The following is a 25717-nucleotide window of genomic DNA, read 5'->3' on the forward strand; positions in this document are numbered from 1 at the left end:
TGCGCGGTTTGTCAAAAAGTATTGCCGCGCACAATGAACCCTCTTCCCCAAGCCCGTATTCCCTTCAAGCCCCTGATGCTCGCCGGTGCGCTCGCGCTGGCACTGAGTGCCTGCGGAGGCGGCGGTGGCGGCTCCGGTCCGATCGGTTTCCTTCCGCCCGCGAGCACCACGCCGCCGGCCACGCAGCCGCCGGCACAACCGCCCACAGCGCAGCCTGAGCCCGACCAGCTCGTCTCCAAGGCGCGATTCACGCCCAATGCAGGCACCACCGAAGGTTCTTCCGACGCATCGACCGCCCTCGCCCTGCCCGGCAACTTCATGATCGTGGCGGACGACGAGTCGAACGTGCTGCGCGTCTACCCGCGCGGCGGCGGCGCCGCGGTGAAGGAATGGAGCTACGAGCTCGAAGGCCCCAGGCTCACCAAGGAGCTCGATCTTGAGGCCGGCACCCGCGTCGGCGACACGCTGTACTTCACCGGCTCCAACAGCAACAAGAAGGACGGCGCCGATGCGGCGGCCGACCGCTCGCATCTGTTCGCGGTCAAGGTCACCGGCACGGGTGCCGACACCGCATTCAGCTATGTCGGCCAGTTCTCGCTACTCGAAGCGCAGCTCGTCGCCTGGGACTCCGGCAACGCGCACGGTCTCGGCGCCAACCGCTTCGGCTTTGCGGTGTCGGCCGCGGCGGGCATCGTGCCCGAGCGCGTCGACGGCTTCTCCATCGAAGGCATGACCAGCTCGCCGGGCGACACCGCGCTGTGGCTCGGCTTCCGCGCGCCGCAGACGGGCACCACGGTGCGCTCCAAGGCGCTGATCGTGCCGGTGCAGAACTACGCCGCGCTGGTCGCGGGCACCGCCACGCAGGCTACCTTCGGCGCGCCCATCGAGCTCGAACTGGGCGGCCGCGGAATCCGCTCGATCGACAAGGGCACCGACGGCAACTACCTGATCGTCGCCGGCCCCGCGGGTGCCGCAAGCCCGGACGTGGATCGAAACTTTGCGCTCTTCGCGTGGGACGGCAACCCGAACAGCGCGCCGGTCGAGCTGTCGAACAACCTCGACGCACTGGCCAAGAACACCGGCGGCAGCTTCGAATCCGCAGTCGAGGTGCCGGGCCCCGTGAGGCCCGGCACGGAAGTCCAGCTGCTGCTGGACAACGGCGACACCAAGTGGGACGGCAGCACCGCCTCGAAGGACCTGCCTCCCGCCGACCAGAAGTTCGACGGCTTCGTGGTGCGCCTGGGCTCGCCGCTGGTGGACACCACCGCGCCGAAGCTGAAAAAGGCATCGTTGGCCGGCCTCGTGGGCGTGAATCTCGACGCCTCGATCGCGCTGTCGTTCAACGAAGCCGTGCGCCTGGGCTCGGGCAGCATCGTTCTGCACAAGGCCGACGGCAGCGTGGTCGAGACCTTCCACGCCAACAGCCCGACCAGCCGCCTGCAGGTGGCCTTCAACAAGCTGAAGCTGGTGCCGACGGCGCCGCTGGCGGCCAGCAGCGGCTACTACGTCACCATCGACGCCAACGCGATCACCGATCCCGCCGGCAACGCCTTCGCCGGCATCAGCGACGCGACGCAGCTGAGCTTCACCACGACCGACGGCGCCACGGCGCTCGCCGCCGGCGACCTGCTCTTCATGGCCGCCAACGCCGAGGCGCCCGACGCTTACGCCTTCGTGCTGCTGAAGGCGGTGAACGGCGGCACGAAGGTGCTCTTCACCGACCGCGACCGCAAATCAGGCACGAACGAGTTCACCGGCATCACCAACGAGACGGCCTTCTTCTGGACCGCCGACCGCAACCTGCCGGCCGGCACCATCGTGACCATCCAGACCGACGTGACGGGCAATCCGGTCGCGGACAAGGGCTTCACACTCGGGTCGCCGGGCGGCATCGGCAAGTCGGAGACGGTCTATGCCATCGCGGGAGGCAGCATCGCCGGCCTGGGCGACGGCGTGGCCGGGCAAATCACCGCCGTCGGCGACTACCTCGCGACCATCACGCTGGGTGGCACCGCCGGCACCATTCCCGACGCAGTCACGACGGCCGGCACCGCCTTCAGCTTCACGGCGAGCCCCGCCAACCAGACCAACGCGATCTACACCGGCTCGCTGGACCGTTCGGACCTGGCGGCCTTCGCGGCCCGCGTGAAGAACCCGGCGAACTGGACGGTGCGCTACGCACCGGAAGTCGGCTGGCCGCTGACCAACGGCAGCCTGTTCGGCGACAAGCTGCCCTGATTGCCGGCAGTCAGGAGGAGGCGCGCAGCGCGGCCTGGCGGCCGCGCTGCATGTCGATAGGGAGCAGCAGCAACAGCCCCGCCACGAACAGCACCGTGGTCGAAAGAATCGCGATTCGCTGGTTGCCGCCGGTCATCCAGGTGATGGCGCCGAAGCTCAGCGGTCCGACGATGCTCGCCAGCCGCGTGGCGAAGGTCCAGAGCCCGAAGAACTCGGCGAGTTGCTTCGGGGGCGCCAGGTAGCCCGTCATCGCGCGGCCGGCCGACTGGCTCGATCCCATGGCCAGCCCCGCGATGGTCGCGGCCCACCAGAAGCCGCCCTTGGTGGTGACCAGCGCTGCGATCACGCAGACAGCGATCCAGGCGACGAGCGTGCCGGCCAGCGAGACCTTGTGGCCGATGCGGTCCTGCACATAGCCGAAGCCGAAGGCACCGAGTGAAGCCGCGATGTTGAGCACGAAGATCAGCACCATGGTCTCGCTTGCCACGAAGCCGATCACCTGCTCCGCGTAGATGGCGGCAAGCGTGATGGCCACCGCCACGCCGCCCTGGTAGCAGACGGTGCAGGCCAGCAGCCACATGAAGTCGCGATACGCGCGCGCCTGACGGTAGGTGGCGAGCAACTGCTGCCAGGCGCCCTGGTTGCCGGCGACGCGGGGCTGTGCGCGCTCGGGCAGCAGTGCGAAGGTGGCGCATGCGGCGAAGCCATAGATGGCTGCGGTGATCAGCATCGTGACCGGCACGAAGTGCGACGCCGGCAGCCCCTTGGATTGGGACCACAAAACGTAAGCCAGACAGATGCCCAGCGCCAGCATGCCGCCCACATAGCCGAAGGCCCAGCCCCATCCGCTCACCTTGCCCATGCCTTCGGCCGTCGCCAGTTCGGGCAGGAAGGCGCCCGTGAGGGACTCGCCGTAGGAATAGAAGGCGTTGGAGACGATGATCAGCGCCATCGCGAGCGCGACGCCGCCGGTGCCGGAGAAGCTGGGCGTGACGGCGAGCGCAGCCGTCGCGAAGACGCAGCCCAGGGTCGCGAGAACCAGCACGCGCTTCTTTGCCGCGCGCATGTCGGCCCATGCGCCAATGGCGGGCATCGTGAGCATCACGATGGCATAGGAGGTACTGAGCGCCGCCGTCCATGCGAAGGCGGCCCATGGTGCGCCTTTGGCGATGCCGCCCACGAAGTAGGCGGCGAACACAGCAGTGATGACGACGGTGGTGTAGCCCGAGTTGGCGAAGTCATACATCGCCCAGCCGAACACCTCGCGCTTGCGCACGCCCGGCTGCAGCGCGGAGGCGGGGAACAGGGCCATGCGCGGGCTGCGGCGAGCGGTGCCGGGAGCCAGTCGGGCAGTCAGTGCAGGTGGCGCGGACGGCGGCCGCCGCCGTGGCCACCGCCGCTGCCCCCGCTGCCCGGTCCACCGGTGCCGCGCGGGCGCTTTCCAATTTCGAGCGAGTTCACGAGCGCGTCGAAACGGTCGCTGAAGAGGCGATCGATTTCGGCAACAACACCACCCAGCTCGGAGCCGTCGAAGTGGCGTTCCATGAGGTTGACGACGTCTTCGACGAGCAGGTCGCGCTGCACCTGCATGATGGCGGCCGGATTGGGGCCGACGAAGAGCATCAGGAAGTCGTCGCGCGACTCCTCTTCGGGGTCGCCCTCTTCCTCGTCGAAGTCGGTGTCGTAGAAGGTGACCTCGATGGCCGCGCCGCGCTCGGAGAGCTCGTTCAGGCCCATGCACATCTCGTCGAGCGCCTGGCGGAAGTCTTCATCGCCGGCCACGGTCCAGCACATCTGGAGCATGTGGTCCTTCTGCTCGTAGCGGATGCCGGGTTCTTCTTCGTAGGAGCTGGTGGCGCCATCGGCCAGCGACTTGGCACCGGCGTATTTCCACAGCGGCTTGAGAGCCTCCTGGATCTGTTCGAAGGTGACGTCCGAACGCAGCGGCACGTCGCCGTGCACATGAATTTCAAATGGAGCGTTGTAGCGAGGCATCTGATGCTCCCTTGTAAGTTGGTACCCGGAACGGGGGTCGAACCCGTATGCCCCGATTAAGGAAGCGGCGGATTTTAAGTCCGATGTGTCTACCAATTTCACCATCCGGGCGTCAGGTTGGACATCGACGATAACCCAAACAAAACAAGCCCCGGCAACGTCGGTTGGCGGGGCTTGGCGTTCGGGGTCGAATCTGTTTGAACCGAGAGAGTGGAGGCGCGATCCGGAGTCGAACCGGACTAGACGGATTTGCAATCCGTTGCATAACCGCTTTGCTATCGCGCCACGCAGAAATACGAAATCGAACTAGCGAAAAAAAGGGAAGCTGGAGCTTCCCTTTTTCAAAACTGGAGCGGGAAAAGAGTCTCGAACTCTCGACCTCAACCTTGGCAAGGTTGCGCTCTACCAACTGAGCTATTCCCGCGTTTCGAGCCTTGAAGTATATACCAATTTTTCAAGGTCCCGCAACTTTTGCGATTGTTCGATCAGTGTTTGACCGAACCTTCGGAAGCCGGAGCCGGCGTGCGCTGCTTGGCCAGTTCGGCCATGGCGGCGGCGGACGCAGCGACCTCTTCATCGGACAGCGGTTCGGGCGATTTCTCGAGAGCGATCTCGAGCACCTTGTCGATCCATTTCACCGGCACGATCTCGAGACCGTTCTTCACGTTCTCGGGAATGTCCTGCAGGTCCTTGGCGTTCTCTTCCGGAATCAGCACGGTCTTGATGCCGCCACGCAAGGCTGCCAGCAGCTTTTCCTTGAGACCGCCGATGGCCGTGACCTCGCCTCGCAGCGTGATCTCGCCCGTCATCGCGACGTCGCTGCGCACCGGGATGCCCGTGAGCGCCGACACGAAGGCCGTCGTCATCGCGGCGCCCGCACTCGGGCCGTCCTTCGGCGTGGCGCCATCGGGCACGTGGATGTGGATGTCGCGCTTCTCGAACACCTCGTCCTTGATGCCGAGGCGGCGCGAGCGGCTGCGCACCACGGTGCGCGCGGCCTCGACCGACTCCTTCATCACGTCGCCCAGCGAACCGGTGCGGCTGATCACGCCCTTGCCGGGCATGGTGACCGCCTCGATCGTCAGCAGGTCGCCGCCGACTTCGGTCCACGCGAGGCCGACCACCTGGCCGACCTGGTTCTGCTTCTCGGCCAGGCCGAAAGTGAACTTGCGCACGCCGAGGAAGTCGTTGAGGTTCGCGCCGGTGACCGTGACCTGCGGCGTGAGCTGCTTGAGCAGCAGGCCCTTCACCACCTTGCGGCAGATCTTCGACAGCTCGCGCTCGAGCGAACGAACGCCGGCTTCACGCGTGTAGTAGCGCACGATGTCGCGCACCGCTTCCTCGGTGACGGCAAGCTCGTCGTCCTTCACGCCGTTGTTCTTCATCTGCTTGGGCAGCAGGTACTTGATCGCGATGTTGGTCTTCTCGTCCTCGGTGTAGCCCGAGAGGCGGATGACTTCCATGCGATCCAGCAGCGCCGGCGGGATGTTCATCGAGTTCGAGGTGGCGACGAACATCACGTCGCTCAGGTCGAAGTCGACTTCCACGTAGTGGTCGCCGAAGGTGTGGTTCTGCTCGGGGTCGAGCACCTCGAGCAGCGCGCTCGAGGGGTCGCCACGAAAGTCCGTGCCCAGCTTGTCGATCTCGTCGAGCAGGAACAGCGGGTTGCGCGTGCCGATCTTGCTCAGGCCCTGCAGCACCTTGCCCGGCAGCGCGCCGATGTAGGTACGGCGATGGCCGCGGATCTCGGCTTCGTCGCGCATGCCGCCCAGCGCCATGCGGGTGTACTTGCGGCCGGTCGCCTTGGCGATCGACTGGCCCAGCGAGGTCTTGCCCACGCCCGGAGGCCCCACGAGGCACAGGATGGGCGCCTTGACCTTGTCCACGCGCTGCTGCACCGCGAGGTATTCGAGAATGCGGTCCTTGACCTTCTCCAGGCCGTAGTGGTCGGCGTTGAGCACCGCCTCGGCGTTGGCCAGGTCGTGCTTGATCTTGGTCTTCTTGCTCCAGGGCAGGCCGACCAGCACGTCGATGTAGTTGCGCACCACCGTGGCCTCGGCCGACATGGGCGACATCAGCTTGAGCTTCTTGAGCTCGCCCTCGGCCTTCTTCAGGCCTTCCTTGGACATCTTCGCGAGCTTGATCTTCTTTTCGATCTCCTCGATGTCCGCGCCCTCTTCGCCTTCGCCGAGCTCCTTCTGGATGGCCTTGACCTGCTCGTTGAGGTAGAAGTCGCGCTGGTTCTTCTCCATCTGGCGCTTCACGCGCCCGCGGATCTTCTTGTCGACGTTGAGGATGTCGACCTCACGCTCGAGCTGGCCGAACAGGTTCTCCAGGCGCGACTTGACGTCGTCCAGGTCGAGCACGGCCTGCTTGTTGTCGAGCTTGAGCGGCAGGTGGGCGGCGATGGTGTCCGCGAGGCGGCCCGGATCGTCGATGCTCGAGATCGAGGTGAGGATCTCGGGCGGAATCTTCTTGTTCAGCTTGACGTACTGGTCGAACTGCTGCATCACCGCGCGGCGCAGCGCCTCGACCTCGGTGCCCTTCTCGCCGCCTTCGGGCGCCTCCACGGGCGTCACGTTGGCCGAGAAGTGGGTCTCGCCGTCATCGATGCGGTTCACGCGGGCACGCTGCTGGCCCTCGACGAGCACTTTCACCGTGCCGTCGGGCAGCTTGAGCATCTGCAGGATGGTCGAGACGCAGCCGACCTCGAACATGTCCTCGACGGAGGGCTCGTCCTTGGCCGCGGCCTTCTGGGCCACCAGCATGATGCGGCGCTCGGCCTCCATGGCCAGCTCGAGAGCCTTGATGCTCTTGGGGCGACCCACGAACAGCGGAATCACCATGTGCGGAAACACCACGACATCGCGCAGCGGCAGCAGCGGCAGGTCGAGGGCTTCGGGGGGCAAGGGGGTGTGGCCAGACATGCAAATCCTTCGCGTCTTTGGCTTTAAGCCTTTTTCGCCGCTTCGCGGTACACGAGCAGCGGGGGCTTGTTTTCGTCGATGGTCGATTCCTCGACCACCACCTTGTCGACATTGGTCGCGTTCGGCAACTCGAACATGGTGTCGATCAGCGACTGTTCAAGGATCGAGCGCAAACCGCGCGCACCGGTCTTGCGGGCCAGAGCCTTGCGGGCGATGGCCTTGAGTGCCGCCGGACGGATCTCGAGGTCCACGCCTTCCATCTGCAGCAGCTTGGTGAACTGCTTGACCACCGCGTTCTTCGGCTCGGTGAGGATCTGCACCAGCGCGTCCTCGCTGAGTTCGGCGAGCGAGGCGACCACGGGCATGCGGCCCACGAGTTCGGGGATCAGGCCGAACTTGATCAGGTCCTCGGGCTCCACTTCGCGGAACACTTCCGTGAGGCTACGCTGCTGCTTGCTCTTGACCGAAGCGCCGAAGCCAATGCCCGAGGCCTCGGTGCGGTTTTCGATGACCTTCTCCAGGCCCGCGAACGCGCCGCCGCAGATGAACAGGATGTTGGTCGTGTCGATCTGCAGGAAGTCCTGGTTCGGGTGCTTGCGCCCGCCCTGGGGCGGCACGCTGGCCATGGTGCCTTCGATCAGCTTCAGCAGCGCCTGCTGCACGCCCTCTCCCGACACGTCGCGCGTGATGGAAGGGTTGTCGGACTTGCGCGAGATCTTGTCGATTTCGTCGATGTAGACGATGCCGCGCTGCGCGCGCTCCACTTCGTAGTTGCAGCTCTGCAGCAGCTTCTGGATGATGTTCTCGACGTCCTCGCCGACATAGCCGGCCTCGGTCAGCGTGGTGGCGTCGGCCATCACGAAGGGCACGTCGAGCATGCGCGCCAGCGTCTGCGCCAGCAGCGTCTTGCCCGAACCCGTGGGGCCGATCAGCAGGATGTTGCTCTTGCTGAGCTCCACGTCGTCGCCCTTGGCCTTTTCCTTGTGGCGCAGGCGCTTGTAGTGGTTGTAGACGGCCACCGACAGCATGCGCTTGGCCGGCTCCTGGCCGATCACGTAGTTGTCGAGGTTGGCCTTGATCTCCAGCGGCGTCGGCAGGTCGCTGCGCGCCTCGCGCGCTTCCTCACCCGCCGGGAGTTCGTCGCGGATGATCTCGTTGCAAAGGTCGATGCACTCGTCGCAGATGAAGACCGAAGGGCCCGCGATCAGCTTCTTGACCTCGTGCTGGCTCTTGCCGCAGAACGAGCAATAAAGCGTTTTTTCGCTGGAGGAGCCTTTTTTATCGGCCATGGACATTTGCCTCGTTACAGGGTAGGGACAATGATAACTAAACAAAAACGGCGTTTCCCGTGTGGAAAACGCCGTTTCTTGCCATTTGGCGCCCTCGGCGCCGGCGTTCAACCGCGCTTGGCGACGACCTGGTCCACCAGGCCGTAGTCCTTGGCCTCGTCGGCCGTCAGGAAATAGTCTCGTTCGGTGTCGGCCTTGACCTTTTCCAGCGGTTGGCCGGTGCGTTCGGCCAGGATGCGGTTCATCTGGTCCTTGGTGCGCAGGATGTCGCGCGCGTGGATCTCGATGTCGGTCGCCTGACCGCGTGCGCCGCCGAGCACCTGGTGGATCATGATCTTCGAGTTGGGCAGCGAGAAGCGCTTGCCCTTTTCACCCGCCGCCAGCAGGAAGGCGCCCATGCTGGCCGCGAAGCCCAGGCACATGGTCGAAACGTCGGGCTTGATGAACTGCATGGTGTCGTAGATCGCCATGCCGGCGCTCACGCTGCCGCCCGGGGAGTTGATGTAGAAGGAAATGTCCTTGTCCGGGTTCTCGCTCTCGAGGAACAGCAGCTGGGCCACCACGAGGTTGGCGGTCTGGTCGTTGACCTCGCCCACCAGGAAAATGATGCGCTCCTTGAGAAGGCGCGAGTAGATGTCGTAAGACCGCTCGCCGCGGCCCGACTGCTCGATGACCATCGGGATCATGCCGAGGGCCTGGGTTTCCTGTGCGCTCATGAATTTGCTCTCCGAGAAATGGGATCGTTCGCTGTGTCTGAACTGTACGCCTGAGTGAAATGGGGCTCGTGCCGCAAAGCACAAGCCCCATCGGCGTAGCGGGCGGCCTGGGAGATCAGCCTTGCTGCTGAGCCATCAGTTCGTCGAACGAGACCGACTTTTCGTTGACCTTGGCCTTGCCCAGCACGAAATCGGTCACGTTGTTCTCGATGACCACGGCTTCGACCTCGGCCAGGCGGTTGTTGTCGCTGAAGTACCAGCGCACCACGTCGGCCGGCTTTTCGTAGCTGGCGGCCAGCTCGTCGATGTGGGCCTTGATCTGCTCGGGCTTGGCCTGCAGGTTGTTGGCACGCACCAGCTCGGCCACCACCAGGCCCAGGCGCACGCGGCGCTCGGCTTGCGGGCGGAACACTTCGTCGGGGATCGGAGCCTTGTCGGCGTCCTTGATGCCGCGCTGCTTCAGTTCGGCGCGGGCGCCTTCGACCATGCGGCTGACTTCCGACTGCACGCTGGCGTTGGGCAGGTCGAGCTCGGCGTTGGCCACCAGGGCGTCCATCACGGCGTTCTTGTTGCGCGCCAGCAGGCGGAACTTCACTTCGCGCTCGAGGTTGCGCTTGATGTCGGCGCGCAGGCCTTCGACGGTGGCTTCGGCGATGCCGAGCGACTTGGCCAGCTGCTCGTTGACTTCGGGCAGGTGCGAGGCTTCGATCTTCTTCACGGTGACCAGGAAGTCGGCCTGCTTGCCGGCCACGTCCTTGCCGTGGTAGTCGGCCGGGAACGACAGCGGGAAGGTGCGGCTGTCGCCCGACTTCATGCCGCGCACGGCGTCTTCGAATTCCTTGAGCATCTGGCCTTCGCCGACGACGAACTGGAAGTCTTCGGCCTTGCCGCCCTGGAAGGGCTCACCGTCGATCTTGCCTTCGAAGTCGACCGTCACGCGGTCACCGTCCTGGGCCACGGCGTCTTGCGCGCGCTGGGCGAAGGTACGGCGCTGCTTGCGCAGGATGTCCAGGGTCTTGTCGATGGCGTCTTCGCCGACTTCGGCCGACAGCTTCTCGACTTCGGCGCCCGACAGGTCGTTGATCTTGACGTCGGGGAACACTTCGAAGACGGCGTCGAAGGCCAGTTCGCCTTCGGGTGCGTCTTCCTTCTCGGTGATGCGGGGCTGGCCGGCGACACGCAGCTTGGCCTCGTTGGCGGCTTGCGAGAAGGCTTCGCCGACCTTGTCGTTCATGACTTCGTAGTGCACCGAGTAGCCATAGCGCTGGGCCACGACGTTCATCGGCACCTTGCCGGGACGGAAACCGTCCATCTTGACGGTGCGCGCAAGCTTCTTGAGGCGCGAATCGACTTCGGACTGGATGGTGCCGACCGGCAGGGTCAGCGTGATCTTGCGTTCGAGCTTCTCGAGAGTTTCAACGGTCACGGTCATGATGTCTTCCTGGTAAGGGGGCTGTTGCGCGGGGCCTGCGTCTTTTTACCGATACAGATCAAGGACTTGCACGCGCTAGCGGGATTTATGCGGAGGCACACGCGTGCCGCCTGCAAAACTGGGCAACCCATGATTCTAATCGGCTGGAAGCACCGGTTTTGGCGGGGCCGCACCCGGCAGCGGTGGAGATTGCATGCCGCGCCCCGATCCGCGGCCGATTTCGCCCTTACAGTGGCTGCGATTCGACATTTCCCTCAGGAGCGAATACCCATGCTCTTCCAGCGACTGCTTGCCGCCCTCACCCTCAGCTTCAGCCTGCTTCTTGCGTTCGGCGCGCCCTCGCCCGCGCTGGCCAAGACCGCCGCAGCGCCGGCGGCGACCAAGGAGCCGACGATCCAGCAGATCTACGAAGCGGCAAGCAACGGCCGGATGGCCGATGCCGAAGCGATGATCGCGAAGGTGCTGAAGAACCATCCGAAGAGCGCGAAGGCCCACTACGTGCACGCCGAGCTTCTCGCGATGAAGGGCAAGCTCGACGATGCCAGGGACGAACTGGCGCTGGCCAAGGAGCTCTCGCCGGGGCTCAAGTTCGCGAAGGCCGAATCGGTCGCGAAGCTCGAACGCAAGCTGGAGAAGCCGGCCGAGGTGAAGGCCGAGCCACCGCCGCCCGCCCCCAGCCCGGCTGCGGCGCCTGCCCCGTCGGCATCCGACAGGACAGACAACGGCGCGTCATCCGGCTCGATCCCTTGGGGTCCGATCGGCATAGTGGCCCTGTTCGTAGTCGCGTACGTGGCCTTCCAGCAGCGCCGCCGCGCCACCACCTTCGACGTGCCTGCCGCCGCCGGGGGCAGCTCCACCAGGTTCTCCAGGCCCACGAGCGATTCGTCGATGGGCTACGGCAGGATGGATGACAGCAGGGACTACAACACCCCTCCTCCCGCTCCCAGCCAGGGGCCGGGCATCGGCGGCGCACTGGCCGCCGGGGCGGCTGCCGGCGTTGGCGCGGTGGTCATCGGCGAGCTGCTGCGCCACATGAACGACCGCTCCGACGAGCACCGGGGCAACACGATCAACATCTTCAACAACCACCGCAGCCACGACAGCGGCAACGATCGAATGGGCAGCAGCCTCTGGCCTTCGTCCGACCCGGAGCCCGACCGGCAGGTCGACCGCAGCTTCGTGGACAACAACTTCGGCATCAGCGACACGAGTTCGTGGGACGACTCGAGCAGCAGCAGCTCGGACAGCGGAAGCAGCGACAGCAGTAGCAGCAGCGACTGGTGAAGAGAGAAAAAAGAAAAAGCCCCGTTCCTTTCGAAACGGGGCTTCATCACTGCTCGATAGATCAGGCTACATAGCAGGGCTGGTGCGCGGGGCCGGACTCGAACCGGCACGTTCTTGCGAACGTCAGGACCTAAACCTGGTGCGTCTACCAATTTCGCCACCCGCGCGATGCCAATCTTTTTTCAGGTGAATGCAAAAGCGGACGGGCTTTTCGCACCACGGATTCCCGTGGGCCAAAGACCATCCGCTTGAAATCGGTCAGCCAGCGATTTTAAACGCTAATCGGGGCCACTTCCGGCTCGCGCTTCACACGGAATGCGGCGGCATACATCGCCGGCAGCGCCAGCAGGGTCAATACCGTTGCCACGATCAGCCCGCCCATGATGGCGACGGCCATCGGCCCCCAGAACACGCTGCGCGACAGCGGGATCATCGCCAGTACCGCCGCGGCCGCGGTCAGCACGATGGGCCGCAGGCGGCGTACCGCCGACTCCACGATCGCGTCCCACGCCGGCACACCCGCCGCGCGGTCGAGCTCGATCTGGTCGATCAGGATCACCGCGTTGCGCTGGATCATGCCCATCAGCGCGATCACGCCCAGCAGCGCGACGAAGCCGAAGGGCCGGTTCAGCACCAGCAGCGCACCCGCCACGCCGGCGATGCCCATCGGGCCGGTAATGAACACCAGCAGCGAGCGGCTGAAGCTGTGCAGCTGCAGCATCAGCAGCGTGAACACCAGGAACAGCATGATCGGCACGCCCGCCACGATGGAGGCCGAGCCCTTGCTGCTTTCCTCCACCGCCCCGGCCACCTCGATGCGGTAGGCGCCCTGCCCGGCCGCGACCCATCCGGCTTCCAGCTCGCGCAGCTTCGGAAGCAGCTGATCGGTCACGGTCGCGCCCTGCAGGCCCTCGACCACGTCGCCCTGCACGGTGATGGCGTAGTCGCGGTTCTCGCGCCACATCACGCCCGGCTCCCAGGTGAACACCGGCTTGGCGATCTGCGTGAGCGGGATCGAGCGACCCGAGGCCGTCGGGATGTAGGCGTTGCCGATGTCCGAGATGGCCTGGCGCTCGTCGGGCGCCTGGCGCAGCACGATGTCGATCAGCAGGTCGTTCTCGCGGTACTGGCCCACGGTGGTGCCGCTGAACATGGTCTTGGAAGCCTGCGCGATGGCCTGGCTGGTCACGCCGAGCGCGCGCGCCTTGGCCTGGTCGATCTCGAGGCGGATCACTTTCACCGATTCGTTCCAGTTGTCGTTCACGCCGCGCATGTTGGCGTTGTCGCGCAGCACGGCCTTCACCTCGTCGGCATGGCCGCGCAGCAGCGCCGGGTCGGGGCCGATCACGCGGAACTGCACCGGGTACGGCACCGGCGGCCCGTTGGGCAGCAGCTTGACGCGGCCGCGCACCTCGGGGAATTCCTGCGCCAGCACCTGGGGCAACTTGATGCGCAGGGTCTCGCGCACCTTCAGGTCCTTGGCCAGCACGATCAGCTGCGAGACGTTGGTCTGCGGAAACACCTGGTCCAGCGGCAGGTAGAAGCGCGGCACGCCGGAGCCGATCCAGGTGCTGACGGTGCTCACGCCGGCCTCCTGCATCACACGCTTCTCGACGCGCCTGGCCACTTCCTCGTTCGCGGTGAACGAGGTGCCCTCGGGGAACCAGAGGTCGACCAGGATTTCCGGCCGGCTCGAATCCGGGAAGAACTGCTGCTGCACCTTGCCCATGCCGAAGATGCCCAGCGCGAAGATCAGCACCGTGGCGCCGATGGTCATCCAGCGGTGCTGCACGCACCAGTTCACCGAGCGGCGGAAGGCGTTGTAGAACGGCGTGTCGAAGAGCTCGTGCGGCGGCGCATTCGCGTCGTGCGGCTTCACCTTGAGCAGCAGCGTGCCGAGATAGGGCACGAAGTACACCGAGACGATCCACGACAGCACCAGCGCGATCACCGTCACCGCGAAGATGGCGAAGGTGTACTCGCCCGTCACCGACTTGGCGATGCCGATCGGCAGGAAGCCCGCCGCGGTGATGAGCGTGCCCGTGAGCATCGGCTTGGCCGTCACGTCGTAGGCGAAGGTGGCGGCGCGGACCTTGTCGTAGCCCTCCTCCATCTTCCGCACCATCATCTCGACCGCGATGATGGCGTCGTCCACCAGCAGGCCCAGCGCGATGATGAGCGAGCCCAGCGATATCTTGTGCAGCCCGATGCCGAAGTAGTTCATCGCCAGGAAGGTCACGGCCAGCACCAGCGGAATGGTGATGGCCACCACCAGGCCCGGGCGCATGTCGATGTACCAGCCGAAGCGCCCGCCCTTGTGCAGCCCGAGCGAAATGATGCTCACGGCCAGCACGATGGCCACGGCCTCGATCAGCACGCCCACGAACTCGTTCACCGAGCTCGCCACCGCCACCGGCTGATCCTGCACCTGCGCCAGCTTCACGCCGGCCGGCAGCCGCTGCCCGATGGTCACGGCGGTCGCCTTCAGCGCCTTGCCCAGCGCGATGATGTCGCCGCCCTTGGCCATCGACACGCCCAGGCCGATCACTTCCTTGCCCTGGTGATGCATCTTGACCGAGGGCGGATCGACATAGCCGCGGTGGATGTCGGCGATGTCGCCGAGCTTGAGCTGGTTGCCCGAGCTGCCGCGGATGGGCATCTCGCGCAGCTGGTCGACGCTGGTGAACTGGCCGGCCACGCGCACCTGCACCACGTCGAGCGGCGACTGGATGGTGCCCGCGCTCTCGATGGCGTTCTGCGAGCCGAGCTGCGAGAGCACCGCGTTGAAATCGAGCCCCAGCTGCGCCAGGCGCTTCTGCGATATCTCGATGTAGACCTTCTCGTCCTGCACGCCGAACTGGTCGACCTTGGCCACGTCCTTCACGCGCAGCAGCTGCTGGCGCACGTCGTCGGCCAGCGTCTTGAGCTCGGCATAGCTGAAGCCGTCGCTCTCCAGCGCGTAGATCACGCCGTAGACGTCGCCGAAGTCGTCATTGAAGAACGGCCCCTGCACGCCGGCCGGCAACGTGGCACGCATGTCGCCGATCTTCTTGCGCACCGTGTACCAGACGTTGGCCACCTCGCTGGACTTCGACGAATCCTTGATGTTGAAGATGATCTGAGACTCGCCGGGCTTCGAGTAGCTGCGGATCTTGTCGGCGTACGGGGCCTCCTGCAGCGTGCGCTCGAGCTTGTCGGTGACCTGCTCGGCCACCTGCTGCGCGGTGGCGCCGGGCCAGTACGTGCGCACCACCATCGCGCGGAAGGTGAACGGCGGGTCCTCGTCCTGCCCGAGTTGGAAGTACGCGAAGGCGCCCAGCACCATCAGCACCACCATCAGGTAGCGCGTGAGGGGCGCGTGGTCCAGCGCCCATTTGGAGAGATTGAAGCCGGAGGGCTTGTCGTTGGGGTTCGCCGCGCCGCCGCTCATTTGGCGGCACCCGCTGCGATCTCCTTGTTCGTCGCCGCGACAGCCGTGACGGGCTGGGCCGACTCCTTGGCGCCTGCGTTGGCGGCGGCCGCGGCCGCCTCGCGAGACTGGTAGATGGTGACCTTCTGCCCCGGCGACAGCACATGCACGCCGGCGGCCACGACCATCATGCCGGGCGAGATGCCGCCGGCGATCACGGCTTCATTGCCGTCGGCGGTGGCCACCTGCACGGGCTGCGAGCGCACCGTCATCGTCGACTTGTCGAGCACCCACACCGACGTGCCCTTGCCTTCCTGGCGCAGCGCGCTGGTCGGCAGCTTCATCACCGCGGCACCGGCGTGCGCCAGCGCCTGGGGACGTGCATAGACCGTGGCGCCCAGAGGGGGCGCGGTAGCGGCGTCGATGGAAACCTTGACCGAGTAGGTGCGCGTGACTGCATCGGCGCTGGCCGCCACCTCTCGTACCTGGCCCTGCAGTTCATTGCCGCCGGACCAGCCACGCACCGTGACGGGCGAGCCGGTCTTGATCAGCGTGGCGCGGTCTTCAGGCACCGCGAACACCACGTCGCGCGCGCCGTCCTGGGCGATGCGCACGACCGGTGTGCCGGCCTGCACGACCTGGCCGGGCTCGGCCTCGATGGCGGTGACGATGCCGGCCACGTCGGCCACCAGCGTCGTGTAGTTGGCCTGGTTGCCCTGCGAGGCCAGTTGCGCCTGCGCCTGCTCGAGCTGGGCCTGCGCGGCCTTCCAGGTGGTTTCGCGGCGCTCCAGTTCGGCGCCGCTGATGAAGTTCTGCGACCGCAGTTCGGTGTAGCGCTTGAGGTCTGCAGCCGCGAGGTCACGATTGGTCAGCGCCGCGGCCTGCTGGGCCCGTGCGGCTTCGGCGGCAAGGCGGTAGTCCTGCGGATCGAGCTGGGCCAGAACCTGCCCGGCCTGCACATGCTGGCCGAGTTCGGCCTGGCGCTTGGTGATCTTGCCCCCTACGCGAAAGCCCAGGCGCGATTCGACGCGAGCTCGCACCTCGGCCGAGAACTCGGGCTGGGCATCGAATTCGCTAGTCCCCACGGTCACGAATTTGACCGCCCGCACCGGGTCTTCGGCCGCGGGCTTTGGAGAGCAGCCGGCCAGCAGCACGGCGGGAAGCAGCAGCCAGGCGGCGCTGCGCACACGGAACGGGGAGACGGTGGAGGCGGTCATGAGACACCCTGGTAGGACGAACCGGGTCATTACTGACCCACTGGTTAGTAATCTAGGGTAAACGTGAACCAGTGTCAATGACCCGTTGGTCACTAGGGCGGCCGGGCGCCGAAAAACTAGGTGCGCTGGCCCATCTCCACGAGACGGTTGTCGGGCAGTTCAAAGTAGTCGGATGCCCGGCCTGCGTTGCGCTGCAGCCAGCCGAAGAGCGCCCTCCGGATCGGGTTCATGCCCGGCAGGTTCTCCTCGCCCACCGAGGCGCGCGAGACGAAGTACGAAGTCTTCATCGAGTCGATCGCCAGCGTCTTCTGGTAGGCCAGGATGCGGATGAATTCCGGCACGTCGGGCCGCTCCATGAAGCCGTGGCGCGCCGTGACCATCCAGATGCCCTCCATCAGCTGCTCGGCCTCGATGCGGAGGCGCGCGTCGACGCGCGGCGTGTCGCAGGCCAGCACGCGCAGCACGATCACCTGCTCGTGCAGCACCTGGTTGTGCTTGAGGTTGTGCAGCAGCGCATGCGGCACCGCCGTGGCATCGGGGTTCAGGAACACGGCCGTTCCGCTCACCCGGTGCGGCATGTGCTGCGCCAGCGACTCGACGAAGGGCCGCAGCGGCAGGCTCTCGGCCGCGGCAGCCTCCAGCCCCAGCCGGCGCCCCTTCGACCAGGTGGTGAAGAGCACCATCACCACGGCCGCCACCGCCAGCGTGAGCCAGCCGCCCTCGGCCACCTTCAGGCTGTTGGCGATCACGAAGGTCAGGTCGACCACCGCGAAAGCCGTCACGCCGATCACCACCGCCACCTTGTTCCAGCGCCACAGGCCCCAGGCCACGATGCCGGCCAGAAGCGTCGTCGTCACCATCGTGATCGACACCGCGATGCCGTATGCCGCCGACAACGCCCCCGAGCTGCGAAAGCCCAGCACCAGCAGCAGCACGCCCACCATCAGCAGCCAGTTGACCGCCGGCACGTAGATCTGCCCGATGGCCGCGCCCGAAGTCTGGATCACCCGCATGCGCGGCAGATAACCCATGCGCATCGCGTGCGCCGTGAGCGAGAAAGCACCCGAAATCACCGCCTGCGAGGCGATCACCGTCGCCATCGCGGCCAGCACCACCATCGGCAGCACGCCCCACGAGGGAAAGAGCCGGAAGAACGGGTTGTCGATGGCCGCCGGGTTCGCCAGCACCAGCGCGCCCTGCCCGAAGTAGTTCAGCACCAGCCCCGGCAGCGCGATGAAGAGCCACGCCAGCCGGATCGGCTTCGCGCCGAAGTGCCCCATGTCGGCATACAGCGCCTCGCCGCCCGTGAAAGCCAGGAACACCGCTCCGAGCACCGCCAGCGACTGCGCCCGGTGCTCGATCAGGAAGCCAAAGGCGCGCCGCGGATCGAGCGCCGCCAGCACCTGCGGCTGCTGCAGCACCTGCCACGCGCCGGCCACCGCCAGCACGATGAACCACAGCAGCATGACCGGCCCGAATATCTTGCCCACCGTGCCGGTGCCCTTCTTCTGCACCATGAAGAGCGCGATCAGGATCGCCACCGTGATCGGCAGCACCGCGCGCTGCAGCACCGGCGCCTGCACCTCCAACCCCTCGACCGCCGACAGCACCGAAATGGCCGGCGTGATCAGGCTGTCGCCGTAGAACATGGCCGCACCCACCAGGCCCAGCAGCCCGATGGCGTTCCACACCCATGGCTTTGTCTTCGGCCCCGCGACGGCGCTGCGCGCGAGCGCCTGCAGAGCGAGGATGCCGCCTTCGCCGTCGTGGTCGGCGCGCAGCACGAACACCACGTACTTCAGCGTGACCACGAACATCAGCCCCCAGAAGATCAGCGAGAGCAGCCCCAGCACCGAATCGGGCGTGAACGGCACGCCGTGCTCGGGGTTCATCGTTTCCTTGAAGGCGTACAGCGGCGAGGTGCCGATGTCGCCGAACACGACGCCCAGCGCCGCCACCATGAGCGCCGGGCCCGTCGGGTGCGCCGCCTCGCCGTACGCAGAAACCTGGGACCCGGAAGCCGGAGCGGATGCTTTCATGAAGCGGGGAGTTCGTAGTGGCGACGCTGCGAGCATAGTGCGGGGGCATTGCGCCGTCGCGGACAATCGTGGCGTGTCCGCCACTCCCCAACATGCCGCGCCGCCTGCGCACTACGAGAACTTCCCCGTAGCCTCGTGGCTGTGCCCGCCGCATCTGCGCCCGCCGATCGCGGCGATCTACCACTTCGCGCGCACCGCCGACGACATCGCCGACGAAGGCAGCGCCTCGCCCGCCGAGCGCTTGGCCGACCTGCGCGCCTATCGCGCAGAACTCGCCTCGGCTGCCCGCGGCGAAGTGCTGCCCGGATCGCGCTGGCCCCAGGTCTTCGGTCCGCTGGCCCACAGCATCGCCCGCCACGGCCTGCCCGAAGACCTGCTCGCCGACCTGCTGAGCGCCTTCATGCAGGACATCGAGAAAACCCGCGACCGCGGCACCTACGCCGACCGCGCCGAACTGCTCGACTACTGCCGCCGCTCCGCCAACCCCATCGGGCGCCTGCTGCTGCATCTCTACGGCGTGCACGACGCCGAGGCCCTGGCGCAGAGCGACGCGATCTGCAGCGCGCTGCAGCTCATCAATTTCTGGCAGGACCCGAGTGTCGACCTTCCGCGCGGCCGCTTCTACTTTCCGCTGACCGACTGCGACCGGCGCGGCCTCTCGCCCGAGCACTTCAAGGTCTTCGCGCCGCTTTCGCGCGCGGAGCCTCCGCAGGAAGCTATCAATCTGATAGCAGTCGTGTCTTACTGGGCGCGCGAACTTATGAACGAGGGCGCCCCCCTCGTGCACCGCCTGCCCGGCCGCGCCGGCTGGGAGCTGCGCCTCGTGGTGCAGGGCGGCCTGCGCATCCTCGACAAGATCCAGGACCTGGGCTTCGACACCTTCACGCAGCGCCCCGCCATCGGCAAGCTCGACGCGCCGGTGCTGCTCTGGAAGGCCGTGCGGATGCGGAGACAATCACGCCCCATGAAAGCAGCGCCTCCCCGATGACCCCCGAGCAATACGTGCAAGACAAGGCCGCCGCCTCGGGCAGCAGTTTCTATTACGCCTTCCTGTTCCTTCCCAAGCCGCGCCGCGCCGCGATCACCGCCTTCTATGCCTTCTGCCGCGAAGTCGACGACGTGGTCGACGAGGTCAGCGACCCCGGCGTGGCCGCCACCAAGCTCGCCTGGTGGCGCACCGAGGTCTCGCAGTCCTTCGCGGGCACGCCGCGCCATCCGGTGATGCAGGCGCTGATGCCGCATGCCGCGGCCTATGGCATCGAGGCACGCCAGCTCAACGAGGTGATCGACGGCTGCCAGATGGACCTCGAACAGACGCGCTACCTCGACTTCCAGGGCCTCTCTCGCTATTGCCACCTCGTGGCCGGCGTGGTCGGCGAGGTCGCTGCCCGCATCTTCGGCCAGACCGACGCCCAGACCACTGCCTACGCCCACAAGCTGGGCCTGGCGCTGCAGCTCACCAACATCCTGCGCGACGTGGGCGAAGACGCGCTGCGCGGCCGCATCTACCTGCCGGTCAACGAGTTGCAGAAGTTCGACGTGAAGGCGCACGAGATCCTGAACCGCGTGCACTCCGAGCGTTTCGTCGAACTCATGAAGTTCCAGGCCGCCCGCGCCCACGCCGCCTACGACGAAGCGCTCGCCCTGCTCCCCCTGGCTGACCGCCGCTCGCAGAAGCCCGGCCTGATGATGGCCAGCATCTACCGCACCCTGCTGCGGGAGATCGAACGCGACAACTTCCAGGTGCTGAACCAGCGCGTGAGCCTGACGCCGGTGCGCAAGTTCTGGCTGGCGTGGAAGGTTCAGGCCCTCGGACGAATCTGAGCTTGACCAGGAAGAAGACCGCCGTCATCGGCGCCGGCTGGGCCGGCCTTGCCTGCGCGGTGGAGGCCACGCGGCTCGGCCATGCCGTCACGCTGTTCGAGGCGGCGCACACGCCGGGCGGGCGGGCGCGGCGGGTCGACAACATGCACGGGCTGGCGTTGGACAATGGCCAGCACATCCTGATCGGTGCGTACACCGCCACGCTGCAGCTGATGCGCGACGTCGGCGTCGATGTCGAAGGCGCGCTGCTGCGGCTGCCTCTTTCGCTGCGCTTTGCCGATGGCGGCGGGCTGAAGCTGCCGCGGCTGCCTGCGCCGCTCGACCTGCTGGCGGGCATCTTCACGGCGCGGGGCTGGACGTGGCGCGACAAGTCGTCGCTGCTGCGCACCGCGATCGGCTGGAGGCTTTCGGGCTTTCGCTGTGCCGGCGGCACGACGGTTGCCGATCTGTGCGCCGGGCTCACTCCGCGCGTGATGCGGGAGCTGATCGAACCGCTGTGCGTTTCGGCGCTCAACACGCCCGTGGCGCAGTCGAGCGGCGAAGTCTTCCTGCGCGTGCTGAAGGACGCGCTCTTCAGCGGAAGCGGCGGCGCCGACCTGTTGCTGCCGCGCGCCGACCTGGGCGCGCTGCTGCCCGATGCCGCGATTCGCTGGCTGACACGGCAAGGCGCCACGGTGCGCATCGGCACGCGCGTGCGTGCCATCGCATCCGAAGCCGGGCAGTGGCTGGTCGACGGAGACGCTTTCGATCAGGTCGTGCTGGCCTGCGCTCCGTGGGATGCAGCACGGCTGGTCCGCGCCTCGGGCCTGCCGGCGGATCGCTGGTGCGAGACCACCGAGGCGCTGCGCTTCGAGGCCATCGCCACTGTCTACGTGCGCGGCGCCAGGCCGCTTGCGGAGCCGATGCTCGCGCTGCGCAGCCATCCGGCCACGGCGCCGGCCCAGTTCGTTTTCGACAGGAGCCAGCTCGGCGGCCTGCAGGGCGTGCTCGCGATGGTCGTGAGCGCGAACGAGGCATCGCGCGAGGTGCTGGAAGAAAAGGTCATCGCGCAAGCCGCCGCGCAGCTGGGCCAATCGAACCTGCAACTGGTGCAGACCGTGGTCGAGAAGCGCGCCACCTTCGCCTGCACGCCCGGCCTCGCGCGGCCGTCATCGTCCATCGCACCGGGCCTGCAGGCCTGCGGCGACTACATCGAAGGCCCCTACCCCGCCACGCTCGAAGGCGCGGTGCTCAGCGGGCTCGCCGCCGCCAGATCATTGAACTGAATCGACGCCATGACGACCGGACTGCGCTATCTCGACTTCGACTACAGCGAAGACACCGAAGGCCACGGCACCTTCGACGCCATGGCATCGACCTCGCCCGACAAGACGCCCGAAGTACGGGCCGAAGTCGCCCGCGTACTGGCCTGGGCCGAGGCCGCCTTTCCGGATGCACGCGGCGCCCTCGACGAAGGCGGCCTGTGGGACTACGACCTGCAGGAATCGAGCGAGGACGATCCGCGCTACGACACTATTACCCTGTCGATCAGTGGCACCGCCGACTTCTGCACGGCGCTGCGCGAGCGCTTCGGGCTCGACTGAGAAAAGGCGAGATCAGGCCGCCTTGTTGCGCAGCCGAAGCAGGCTAAGCCCCAGCAGCACGAAGGCCCCGCCCGACACCTTGTTGAAGATGCGCGTGCGGCGCGGATCGGAAAGCTGCCTGCGCAACAGGCGCGCCAGCAGCACATAGAACGAGTGGGCGACCACCGAGGCAGCGGCGAAGGTGCCGGTCAGCACCGCGAACTGCGTGAGGATGGGCGCGTCCTGCGTCAGGAACTGCGGGAACAGAGCCGAGAAGAAAAGGATGCCCTTGGGATTGGTCAGCGCGACCGTCATCCCGTGGCCGAAGAGGCGCCAGCTCGAACGCGGAGTGCCGGCGGACGGACCGCCCTGCACGTCGGCAAACACGCTGCCCTGGCTGCGCCATTGCTTGATGCCCAGGTAGATCAGGTAGGCCGCACCGGCCAGCTTCAGCACCATGAAGGCATGGGCCGAGGTGGAGAGCACCACGCCCAACCCCGCCATCGCGGCGGCCGACACCATGAAAAGCCCGGCAGCGTTGCCCAGCGAACTGATCATTGCCCGTCGCGGGCCGACGCTCATCGAGTTCGAGACCGCGAGCAGCACGGCCGGCCCGGGTGTGAAGACGACGAGCAGCGTGACGCCGCAAAACAGAAGCCAGTTGGAGAGATGCACTTCGGGGTTCCTGTCCGGCGCAAGGCCGCGGAGGTTTGGGACAACAGCCCGGAAACTATAGTCAGCCCCGCGCGCGGCTGCAGACGCCGCGCCAATACCCCTCTACCCCCATCCCGAAAGACGGACTCCCATGGTCACCTGCTACCTGCGCTACATCGTCGACGCCTACAAGCTCAAGGAATTCGAGCACTACGGCAAGCTCTGGATTCCGCTGGTCGAGAAGTTCGGCGGCAAGCACCACGGCTACTTCCTGCCCTCGGAGGGCACGAACAACGTGGCGCTGGCGATGTTCACATTCCCGAGCCTGGCCGCCTATGAGAAGTACCGTGCCGACTCGATGCAGGACCCGGAATGCCAGGCCGCATTCAAGTACGCGGAGGAAACCCGCTGCATCGTGAGCTACGAGCGCAGCTTCTTCAGACCAGTCTTCGCCTAGCCCTCAGCCGCCCAGCGCCACGCACAGCGCATGCAGGTTGGGCACGATCAGCTGCGGCCGCGCGCCGTGCACCCAGGGCCGCTCGTCGCGCACCAGCCAGGCTGCCTGCATGCCGGCGTTGAGCGCGCCGACCACGTCCAGCTCGGCATCGTCGCCCACGTGCAGCACGTCCCTGGGCAGCAGGCCGACCGATGCGGCCGCGGCGCGGAAGATCGGCGCGTGCGGCTTGCCGCTGCCGAAGGCGCGCGCATTGAAGGCGGTGCGGAACCAGCGGCCCACGCCCGTCTTCTGGATGTCGGCGTTGCCGTTGGAGATCGCCACCAGCGGATAGCGCTCGCTGAGCCACTTCAGCGCCGGAAGCGCGTCGTCGTAGAGCGTCACGCGCTGGCGCTCGGCAAAGAAGGCGTCGAAGGCCGGGTCGGCCAGCGCCGGGTCTTCGCCGGCCCGCACGAGCGCTGTACGGATCGATTCGCGGCGCAGCGCGCTCAGGTCATGCGCGAGATCCGAACGCTCCTTGGCGGTGGCTTCGCGCAGCTCACGCAGGATGCCCGGCGTCATCAGCAGGCTGGCCGTCTTGGGCGCCTCGCGCAGCAGCCACGCATGCAGCACGGCCTCGGCGCGTTCGATGGTCGGCCAGATCGGCCAGAGGGTGTCGTCGAGGTCCAGCGAGATCGCCGAGATGCGCTTGAGATCGAGAGGCGCGGCGCCCGCGGGCGCCGGGGAAGCGGAAGTCATGCCCGAGAATATCGCATGCCTTCGACTCACGAGAACGCTCCCCCGAGTACCCCGCGCACCGCAGTGCTCTGGTGCAACCTCGGCTCACCTGATGCCCCCACAGCAGCAGCCGTGCGCCCCTACCTCGCCGACTTCCTGGGCGACCCCCGCGTGGTCGAGATCCCGAAGCTGCTCTGGGCGCCGATCCTGCACGGCATCATCCTTCGCACGCGCCCGGCCAAGTCGGCCGCCAAGTACGCAAGCATCTGGATGCGCGAAGGCTCGCCGCTGAAGGTGTGGACACAGAAGCAGGCGACGCTGCTGGCCGGCTGGCTCGGCGAGCGCGGCCACCGCGTCACGGTGCGCGACGCGATGCGCTACGCCAGCCCCTCCATCGCCTCCCGGCTCGACGCGCTGCAGGCCGAAGGCGCCACCCGCGTGCTGGTGCTGCAGGCCTACCCCCAGTATTCGGGCACCACCACCGCGAGCGTGATCGACGCGGTGAGCGCGTGGAGCCGCAAGCAGCGCCGCGTGCCCGAGTTCCGCTTCGTCAACGACTACCACGACGACCCGGCCTACATCGAGGCGCTGGCGCAGAGCATCGAGAAGCACTGGAAAACCGAAGGCCGCGGCGAGGTGCTGCTGATGAGCTTCCACGGCATTCCCGCGCGCAACATCGCGCTGGGCGATCCGTACCAGGCGCAGTGCACCGAAACCGCACGCCTGCTCGCAACGCGGCTGGGCCTTTCGAGTGCCCAGTACCGCGTGACCTTCCAGTCGCGCTTCGGCAAGGCCAAATGGCTGGAACCCTACACCGAGCCCACGCTGCGCGAACTCGGCGCCTCCGGCGTGAAGCGCGTCGACGCGGTCTGCCCGGGCTTCCCGGCCGACTGCCTCGAGACGCTCGAAGAAATCGCCATGGAAGGCCGCGAAGCCTTCCTGCACGCGGGCGGCGAAGCCTTCAGCTACATCCCCTGCCTGAACGACGGCCCGGCATGGATCACCGCGCTCGCGGGCATCGCCGAACGCAACCTGGCGGGCTGGCCCACGCAAAGAACGAACACCACCCCATGAAACAGGATCTGCACGAAGCCAACCGGCTCTCGTGGAACGCGGCCACCGTCGCACACAACAGCCACAAGGGCGATCAGGCCGCCTTCTTCCGCAAGGGCGGCTCCACCCTCTTCCCCGAAGAAGCCCGCCTGCTCGGTGACGTGAAAGGCCTGTCTGTGCTGCACCTGCAGTGCAACGCCGGACAGGACAGCCTGAGCATCGCGCGGCTCGGCGCCGAGGTGACGGGCGTGGACATCTCCGACGAGGCCGTCGACTTCGCGACGCGGCTCTCGCAGCAGTCGGGCATCGCGGCGCGCTTCGTGCGCTCGGATGTCTACGACTACTTCCGCGGCGCGCAGGCACGCGGCGAGAAGCACGACATCGTCTTCTGCTCGTACGGCACGCTGTGCTGGCTCTCCGACATCGCCGCCTGGGCGCGCGGAGTGGCGCAGATGCTCAAGCCCGGCGGCCGCTTCGTCTTCGTCGAGTTCCACCCTTTCGCGCTGGTGTTCGACCCGGCCTGGAAGTTCCACTACGACTACTTCAACGAAGCCCCCATGCCCGAGGAAGGCGTGGGCGACTACGTGGCCGATTCCAGCGACGGCCTGGTGCGCGAAGGCTACGAGCGCGGCGTGGAGGACTTCAGCAACCCGCACCCCAGCTTCGAGTTCACTTGGGGCGTGGGCCAGGTGACGACCGCACTGTCGCAGGCCGGCCTCGTCATCGAACGGCTCGACGAATACCCGTACGCCAACGGCTGGAAGCCCTTCGAAGGCATGCGCGACATCGGCGGGCGCCGCATGGCACCGCCCGAGGGCATGCCGCGCATTCCGCTCATGTATTCGATCTCCGCACGCAAGCCATGAAACCTCTTCACGCCCTCGGTGGCCTTTTTCTGCTGGTGCCC

At 66.7% G+C, this 25717-nt stretch carries 20 protein-coding genes and 4 tRNA genes; 9 read left to right on the forward strand and 15 right to left on the reverse strand.

Annotation, left to right across the window (positions count from 1 at the left end):
- The first annotated feature begins 33 nt into the window (after positions 1-33).
- The gene (locus tag ABL843_RS17385) at positions 34-2238 is read left to right on the forward strand and encodes an Ig-like domain-containing protein (RefSeq protein ID WP_418116660.1); all 2205 of its coding nucleotides are present in this window, start codon (positions 34-36) and stop codon (positions 2236-2238) included.
- A gap of 10 nt (positions 2239-2248) precedes the next feature.
- Here the strand turns inward: ABL843_RS17385 and ABL843_RS17390 are convergent, their stop codons facing one another.
- The 9 genes from ABL843_RS17390 to tig all read right to left on the reverse strand — a co-directional run bounded on the left by ABL843_RS17390 (position 2249) and on the right by tig (position 10597).
- Positions 2249-3550: an MFS transporter gene (locus tag ABL843_RS17390; RefSeq protein ID WP_418116661.1), complete on the reverse strand. Its 1302-nt coding sequence runs from the start codon at positions 3548-3550 to the stop codon at positions 2249-2251.
- Positions 3551-3591: 41 nt separating this feature from the next.
- On the reverse strand, positions 3592-4233 hold the full coding sequence (locus ABL843_RS17395; protein WP_126023918.1) for a DUF6806 family protein: 642 nt from the start codon (positions 4231-4233) through the stop codon (positions 3592-3594).
- 19 nt (positions 4234-4252) lie between these two features.
- Positions 4253-4344, reverse strand: a tRNA-Leu gene (locus ABL843_RS17400).
- A gap of 100 nt (positions 4345-4444) precedes the next feature.
- Positions 4445-4518, reverse strand: a tRNA-Cys gene (locus tag ABL843_RS17405).
- A 63-nt stretch (positions 4519-4581) separates the two neighbouring features.
- A tRNA-Gly gene (locus ABL843_RS17410) sits at positions 4582-4657 on the reverse strand.
- Between the two features lie 61 nt (positions 4658-4718).
- A complete protein-coding gene (lon, locus tag ABL843_RS17415) occupies positions 4719-7160 on the reverse strand; it encodes an endopeptidase La (protein ID WP_184637425.1) in 2442 nt (813 codons plus the stop codon).
- A 23-nt stretch (positions 7161-7183) separates the two neighbouring features.
- Complete coding sequence (clpX, locus tag ABL843_RS17420; RefSeq protein ID WP_126023916.1) at positions 7184-8449, reverse strand: ATP-dependent Clp protease ATP-binding subunit ClpX; 1266 nt, start codon at positions 8447-8449, stop codon at positions 7184-7186.
- A 107-nt stretch (positions 8450-8556) separates the two neighbouring features.
- Positions 8557-9165, reverse strand: a complete 609-nt coding sequence (gene clpP, locus ABL843_RS17425) for an ATP-dependent Clp endopeptidase proteolytic subunit ClpP (protein ID WP_126023915.1) — start codon at positions 9163-9165, stop codon at positions 8557-8559.
- A gap of 115 nt (positions 9166-9280) precedes the next feature.
- A complete protein-coding gene (gene tig / locus ABL843_RS17430) occupies positions 9281-10597 on the reverse strand; it encodes a trigger factor (RefSeq protein WP_184637423.1) in 1317 nt (438 codons plus the stop codon).
- A 270-nt stretch (positions 10598-10867) separates the two neighbouring features.
- Here tig and ABL843_RS17435 point away from each other — a divergent pair, with 270 nt between their 5' ends.
- Entirely contained in the window at positions 10868-11881 is a 1014-nt protein-coding gene (locus ABL843_RS17435) for a tetratricopeptide repeat protein (RefSeq protein WP_418116662.1), read from the forward strand.
- Between the two features lie 80 nt (positions 11882-11961).
- Here the strand turns inward: ABL843_RS17435 and ABL843_RS17440 are convergent.
- The 4 genes from ABL843_RS17440 to ABL843_RS17455 all read right to left on the reverse strand — a co-directional run bounded on the left by ABL843_RS17440 (position 11962) and on the right by ABL843_RS17455 (position 18468).
- Positions 11962-12048: transfer RNA gene (locus ABL843_RS17440), tRNA-Leu, on the reverse strand.
- A gap of 104 nt (positions 12049-12152) precedes the next feature.
- Positions 12153-15311 carry an efflux RND transporter permease subunit gene (locus ABL843_RS17445; RefSeq protein ID WP_418116663.1) on the reverse strand — a complete coding sequence of 1053 codons (3159 nt, stop codon included), beginning with the start codon at positions 15309-15311 and terminating at the stop codon, positions 12153-12155.
- Complete coding sequence (locus ABL843_RS17450; RefSeq protein WP_418116664.1) at positions 15308-16507, reverse strand: efflux RND transporter periplasmic adaptor subunit; 1200 nt, start codon at positions 16505-16507, stop codon at positions 15308-15310. Before ABL843_RS17450 ends, ABL843_RS17445 begins: the two co-directional genes overlap by 4 nt.
- 116 nt (positions 16508-16623) lie before the next feature.
- The gene (locus ABL843_RS17455) at positions 16624-18468 is read right to left on the reverse strand and encodes a potassium transporter Kup (protein ID WP_418120486.1); all 1845 of its coding nucleotides are present in this window, start codon (positions 18466-18468) and stop codon (positions 16624-16626) included.
- A gap of 151 nt (positions 18469-18619) precedes the next feature.
- Between ABL843_RS17455 and hpnC the strand changes: the two genes are divergently transcribed.
- From hpnC to ABL843_RS17475, 4 genes are read left to right on the forward strand one after another with little or no spacing between them, the layout of a single operon-like run.
- A complete protein-coding gene (gene hpnC / locus ABL843_RS17460) occupies positions 18620-19534 on the forward strand; it encodes a squalene synthase HpnC (protein ID WP_418116665.1) in 915 nt (304 codons plus the stop codon).
- Positions 19531-20370: a presqualene diphosphate synthase HpnD gene (gene hpnD, locus ABL843_RS17465; protein ID WP_126023909.1), complete on the forward strand. Its 840-nt coding sequence runs from the start codon at positions 19531-19533 to the stop codon at positions 20368-20370. The genes hpnC and hpnD overlap by 4 nt, the downstream gene beginning before the upstream one ends.
- Before the next feature lie 2 nt (positions 20371-20372).
- Complete coding sequence (hpnE, locus tag ABL843_RS17470; RefSeq protein WP_418116666.1) at positions 20373-21635, forward strand: hydroxysqualene dehydroxylase HpnE; 1263 nt, start codon at positions 20373-20375, stop codon at positions 21633-21635.
- Between the two features lie 9 nt (positions 21636-21644).
- Positions 21645-21953 carry a hypothetical protein gene (locus ABL843_RS17475; RefSeq protein ID WP_126023907.1) on the forward strand — a complete coding sequence of 103 codons (309 nt, stop codon included), beginning with the start codon at positions 21645-21647 and terminating at the stop codon, positions 21951-21953.
- Positions 21954-21965: 12 nt separating this feature from the next.
- On the opposite strand, the gene ABL843_RS17480 is transcribed toward ABL843_RS17475, so the two are convergent.
- Positions 21966-22607 (reverse strand): LysE family translocator, encoded by a 642-nt coding sequence (locus ABL843_RS17480; protein ID WP_418116667.1) that lies wholly within the window; start codon positions 22605-22607, stop codon positions 21966-21968.
- 130 nt (positions 22608-22737) lie between these two features.
- Here ABL843_RS17480 and ABL843_RS17485 point away from each other — a divergent pair, with 130 nt between their 5' ends.
- Entirely contained in the window at positions 22738-23043 is a 306-nt protein-coding gene (locus tag ABL843_RS17485) for an NIPSNAP family protein (protein ID WP_126023905.1), read from the forward strand.
- Between the two features lie 3 nt (positions 23044-23046).
- Here ABL843_RS17485 and ABL843_RS17490 read toward each other — a convergent pair whose 3' ends face one another.
- Positions 23047-23778, reverse strand: a complete 732-nt coding sequence (locus ABL843_RS17490) for an HAD family hydrolase (protein ID WP_418116668.1) — start codon at positions 23776-23778, stop codon at positions 23047-23049.
- Between the two features lie 15 nt (positions 23779-23793).
- Here ABL843_RS17490 and hemH point away from each other — a divergent pair, with 15 nt between their 5' ends.
- Together hemH and ABL843_RS17500 are read left to right on the forward strand one after the other, a co-directional pair.
- On the forward strand, positions 23794-24831 hold the full coding sequence (hemH, locus tag ABL843_RS17495; RefSeq protein WP_418116669.1) for a ferrochelatase: 1038 nt from the start codon (positions 23794-23796) through the stop codon (positions 24829-24831).
- Positions 24828-25676, forward strand: a complete 849-nt coding sequence (locus tag ABL843_RS17500) for a class I SAM-dependent methyltransferase (protein ID WP_418116670.1) — start codon at positions 24828-24830, stop codon at positions 25674-25676. Before hemH ends, ABL843_RS17500 begins: the two co-directional genes overlap by 4 nt.
- Positions 25677-25717: the final 41 nt, after the last annotated feature.

It is taken from the genome of Variovorax sp. 350MFTsu5.1, assembly GCF_048302515.1.
GTDB classification, from domain to species: domain Bacteria; phylum Pseudomonadota; class Gammaproteobacteria; order Burkholderiales; family Burkholderiaceae_C; genus Variovorax; species Variovorax guangxiensis.

Excerpts from the sequence above, each read along its gene's own strand:
- clpP (WP_126023915.1), bottom strand. The coding sequence starts at position 9,165 with ATGAGCGCACAGGAAACCCAGGCCCTCGGCATGATCCCGATGGTCATC.
- ABL843_RS17390 (WP_418116661.1), bottom strand. The coding sequence starts at position 3,550 with ATGGCCCTGTTCCCCGCCTCCGCGCTGCAGCCGGGCGTGCGCAAGCGC.
- ABL843_RS17450 (WP_418116664.1), bottom strand. The coding sequence starts at position 16,507 with ATGACCGCCTCCACCGTCTCCCCGTTCCGTGTGCGCAGCGCCGCCTGG.
- ABL843_RS17485 (WP_126023905.1), top strand. The coding sequence starts at position 22,738 with ATGGTCACCTGCTACCTGCGCTACATCGTCGACGCCTACAAGCTCAAG.
- ABL843_RS17455 (WP_418120486.1), bottom strand. The coding sequence starts at position 18,468 with ATGGTGGCGGCGCTGGGCGTCGTGTTCGGCGACATCGGCACCTCGCCG.
- ABL843_RS17500 (WP_418116670.1), top strand. The coding sequence starts at position 24,828 with ATGAAACAGGATCTGCACGAAGCCAACCGGCTCTCGTGGAACGCGGCC.
- ABL843_RS17445 (WP_418116663.1), bottom strand. The coding sequence starts at position 15,311 with ATGAGCGGCGGCGCGGCGAACCCCAACGACAAGCCCTCCGGCTTCAAT.
- ABL843_RS17385 (WP_418116660.1), top strand. The coding sequence starts at position 34 with ATGAACCCTCTTCCCCAAGCCCGTATTCCCTTCAAGCCCCTGATGCTC.
- lon (WP_184637425.1), bottom strand. The coding sequence starts at position 7,160 with ATGTCTGGCCACACCCCCTTGCCCCCCGAAGCCCTCGACCTGCCGCTG.
- tig (WP_184637423.1), bottom strand. The coding sequence starts at position 10,597 with ATGACCGTGACCGTTGAAACTCTCGAGAAGCTCGAACGCAAGATCACG.
- ABL843_RS17435 (WP_418116662.1), top strand. The coding sequence starts at position 10,868 with ATGCTCTTCCAGCGACTGCTTGCCGCCCTCACCCTCAGCTTCAGCCTG.
- ABL843_RS17395 (WP_126023918.1), bottom strand. The coding sequence starts at position 4,233 with ATGCCTCGCTACAACGCTCCATTTGAAATTCATGTGCACGGCGACGTG.
- ABL843_RS17490 (WP_418116668.1), bottom strand. The coding sequence starts at position 23,778 with ATGACTTCCGCTTCCCCGGCGCCCGCGGGCGCCGCGCCTCTCGATCTC.
- ABL843_RS17475 (WP_126023907.1), top strand. The coding sequence starts at position 21,645 with ATGACGACCGGACTGCGCTATCTCGACTTCGACTACAGCGAAGACACC.
- hpnD (WP_126023909.1), top strand. The coding sequence starts at position 19,531 with ATGACCCCCGAGCAATACGTGCAAGACAAGGCCGCCGCCTCGGGCAGC.
- clpX (WP_126023916.1), bottom strand. The coding sequence starts at position 8,449 with ATGGCCGATAAAAAAGGCTCCTCCAGCGAAAAAACGCTTTATTGCTCG.
- hemH (WP_418116669.1), top strand. The coding sequence starts at position 23,794 with ATGCCTTCGACTCACGAGAACGCTCCCCCGAGTACCCCGCGCACCGCA.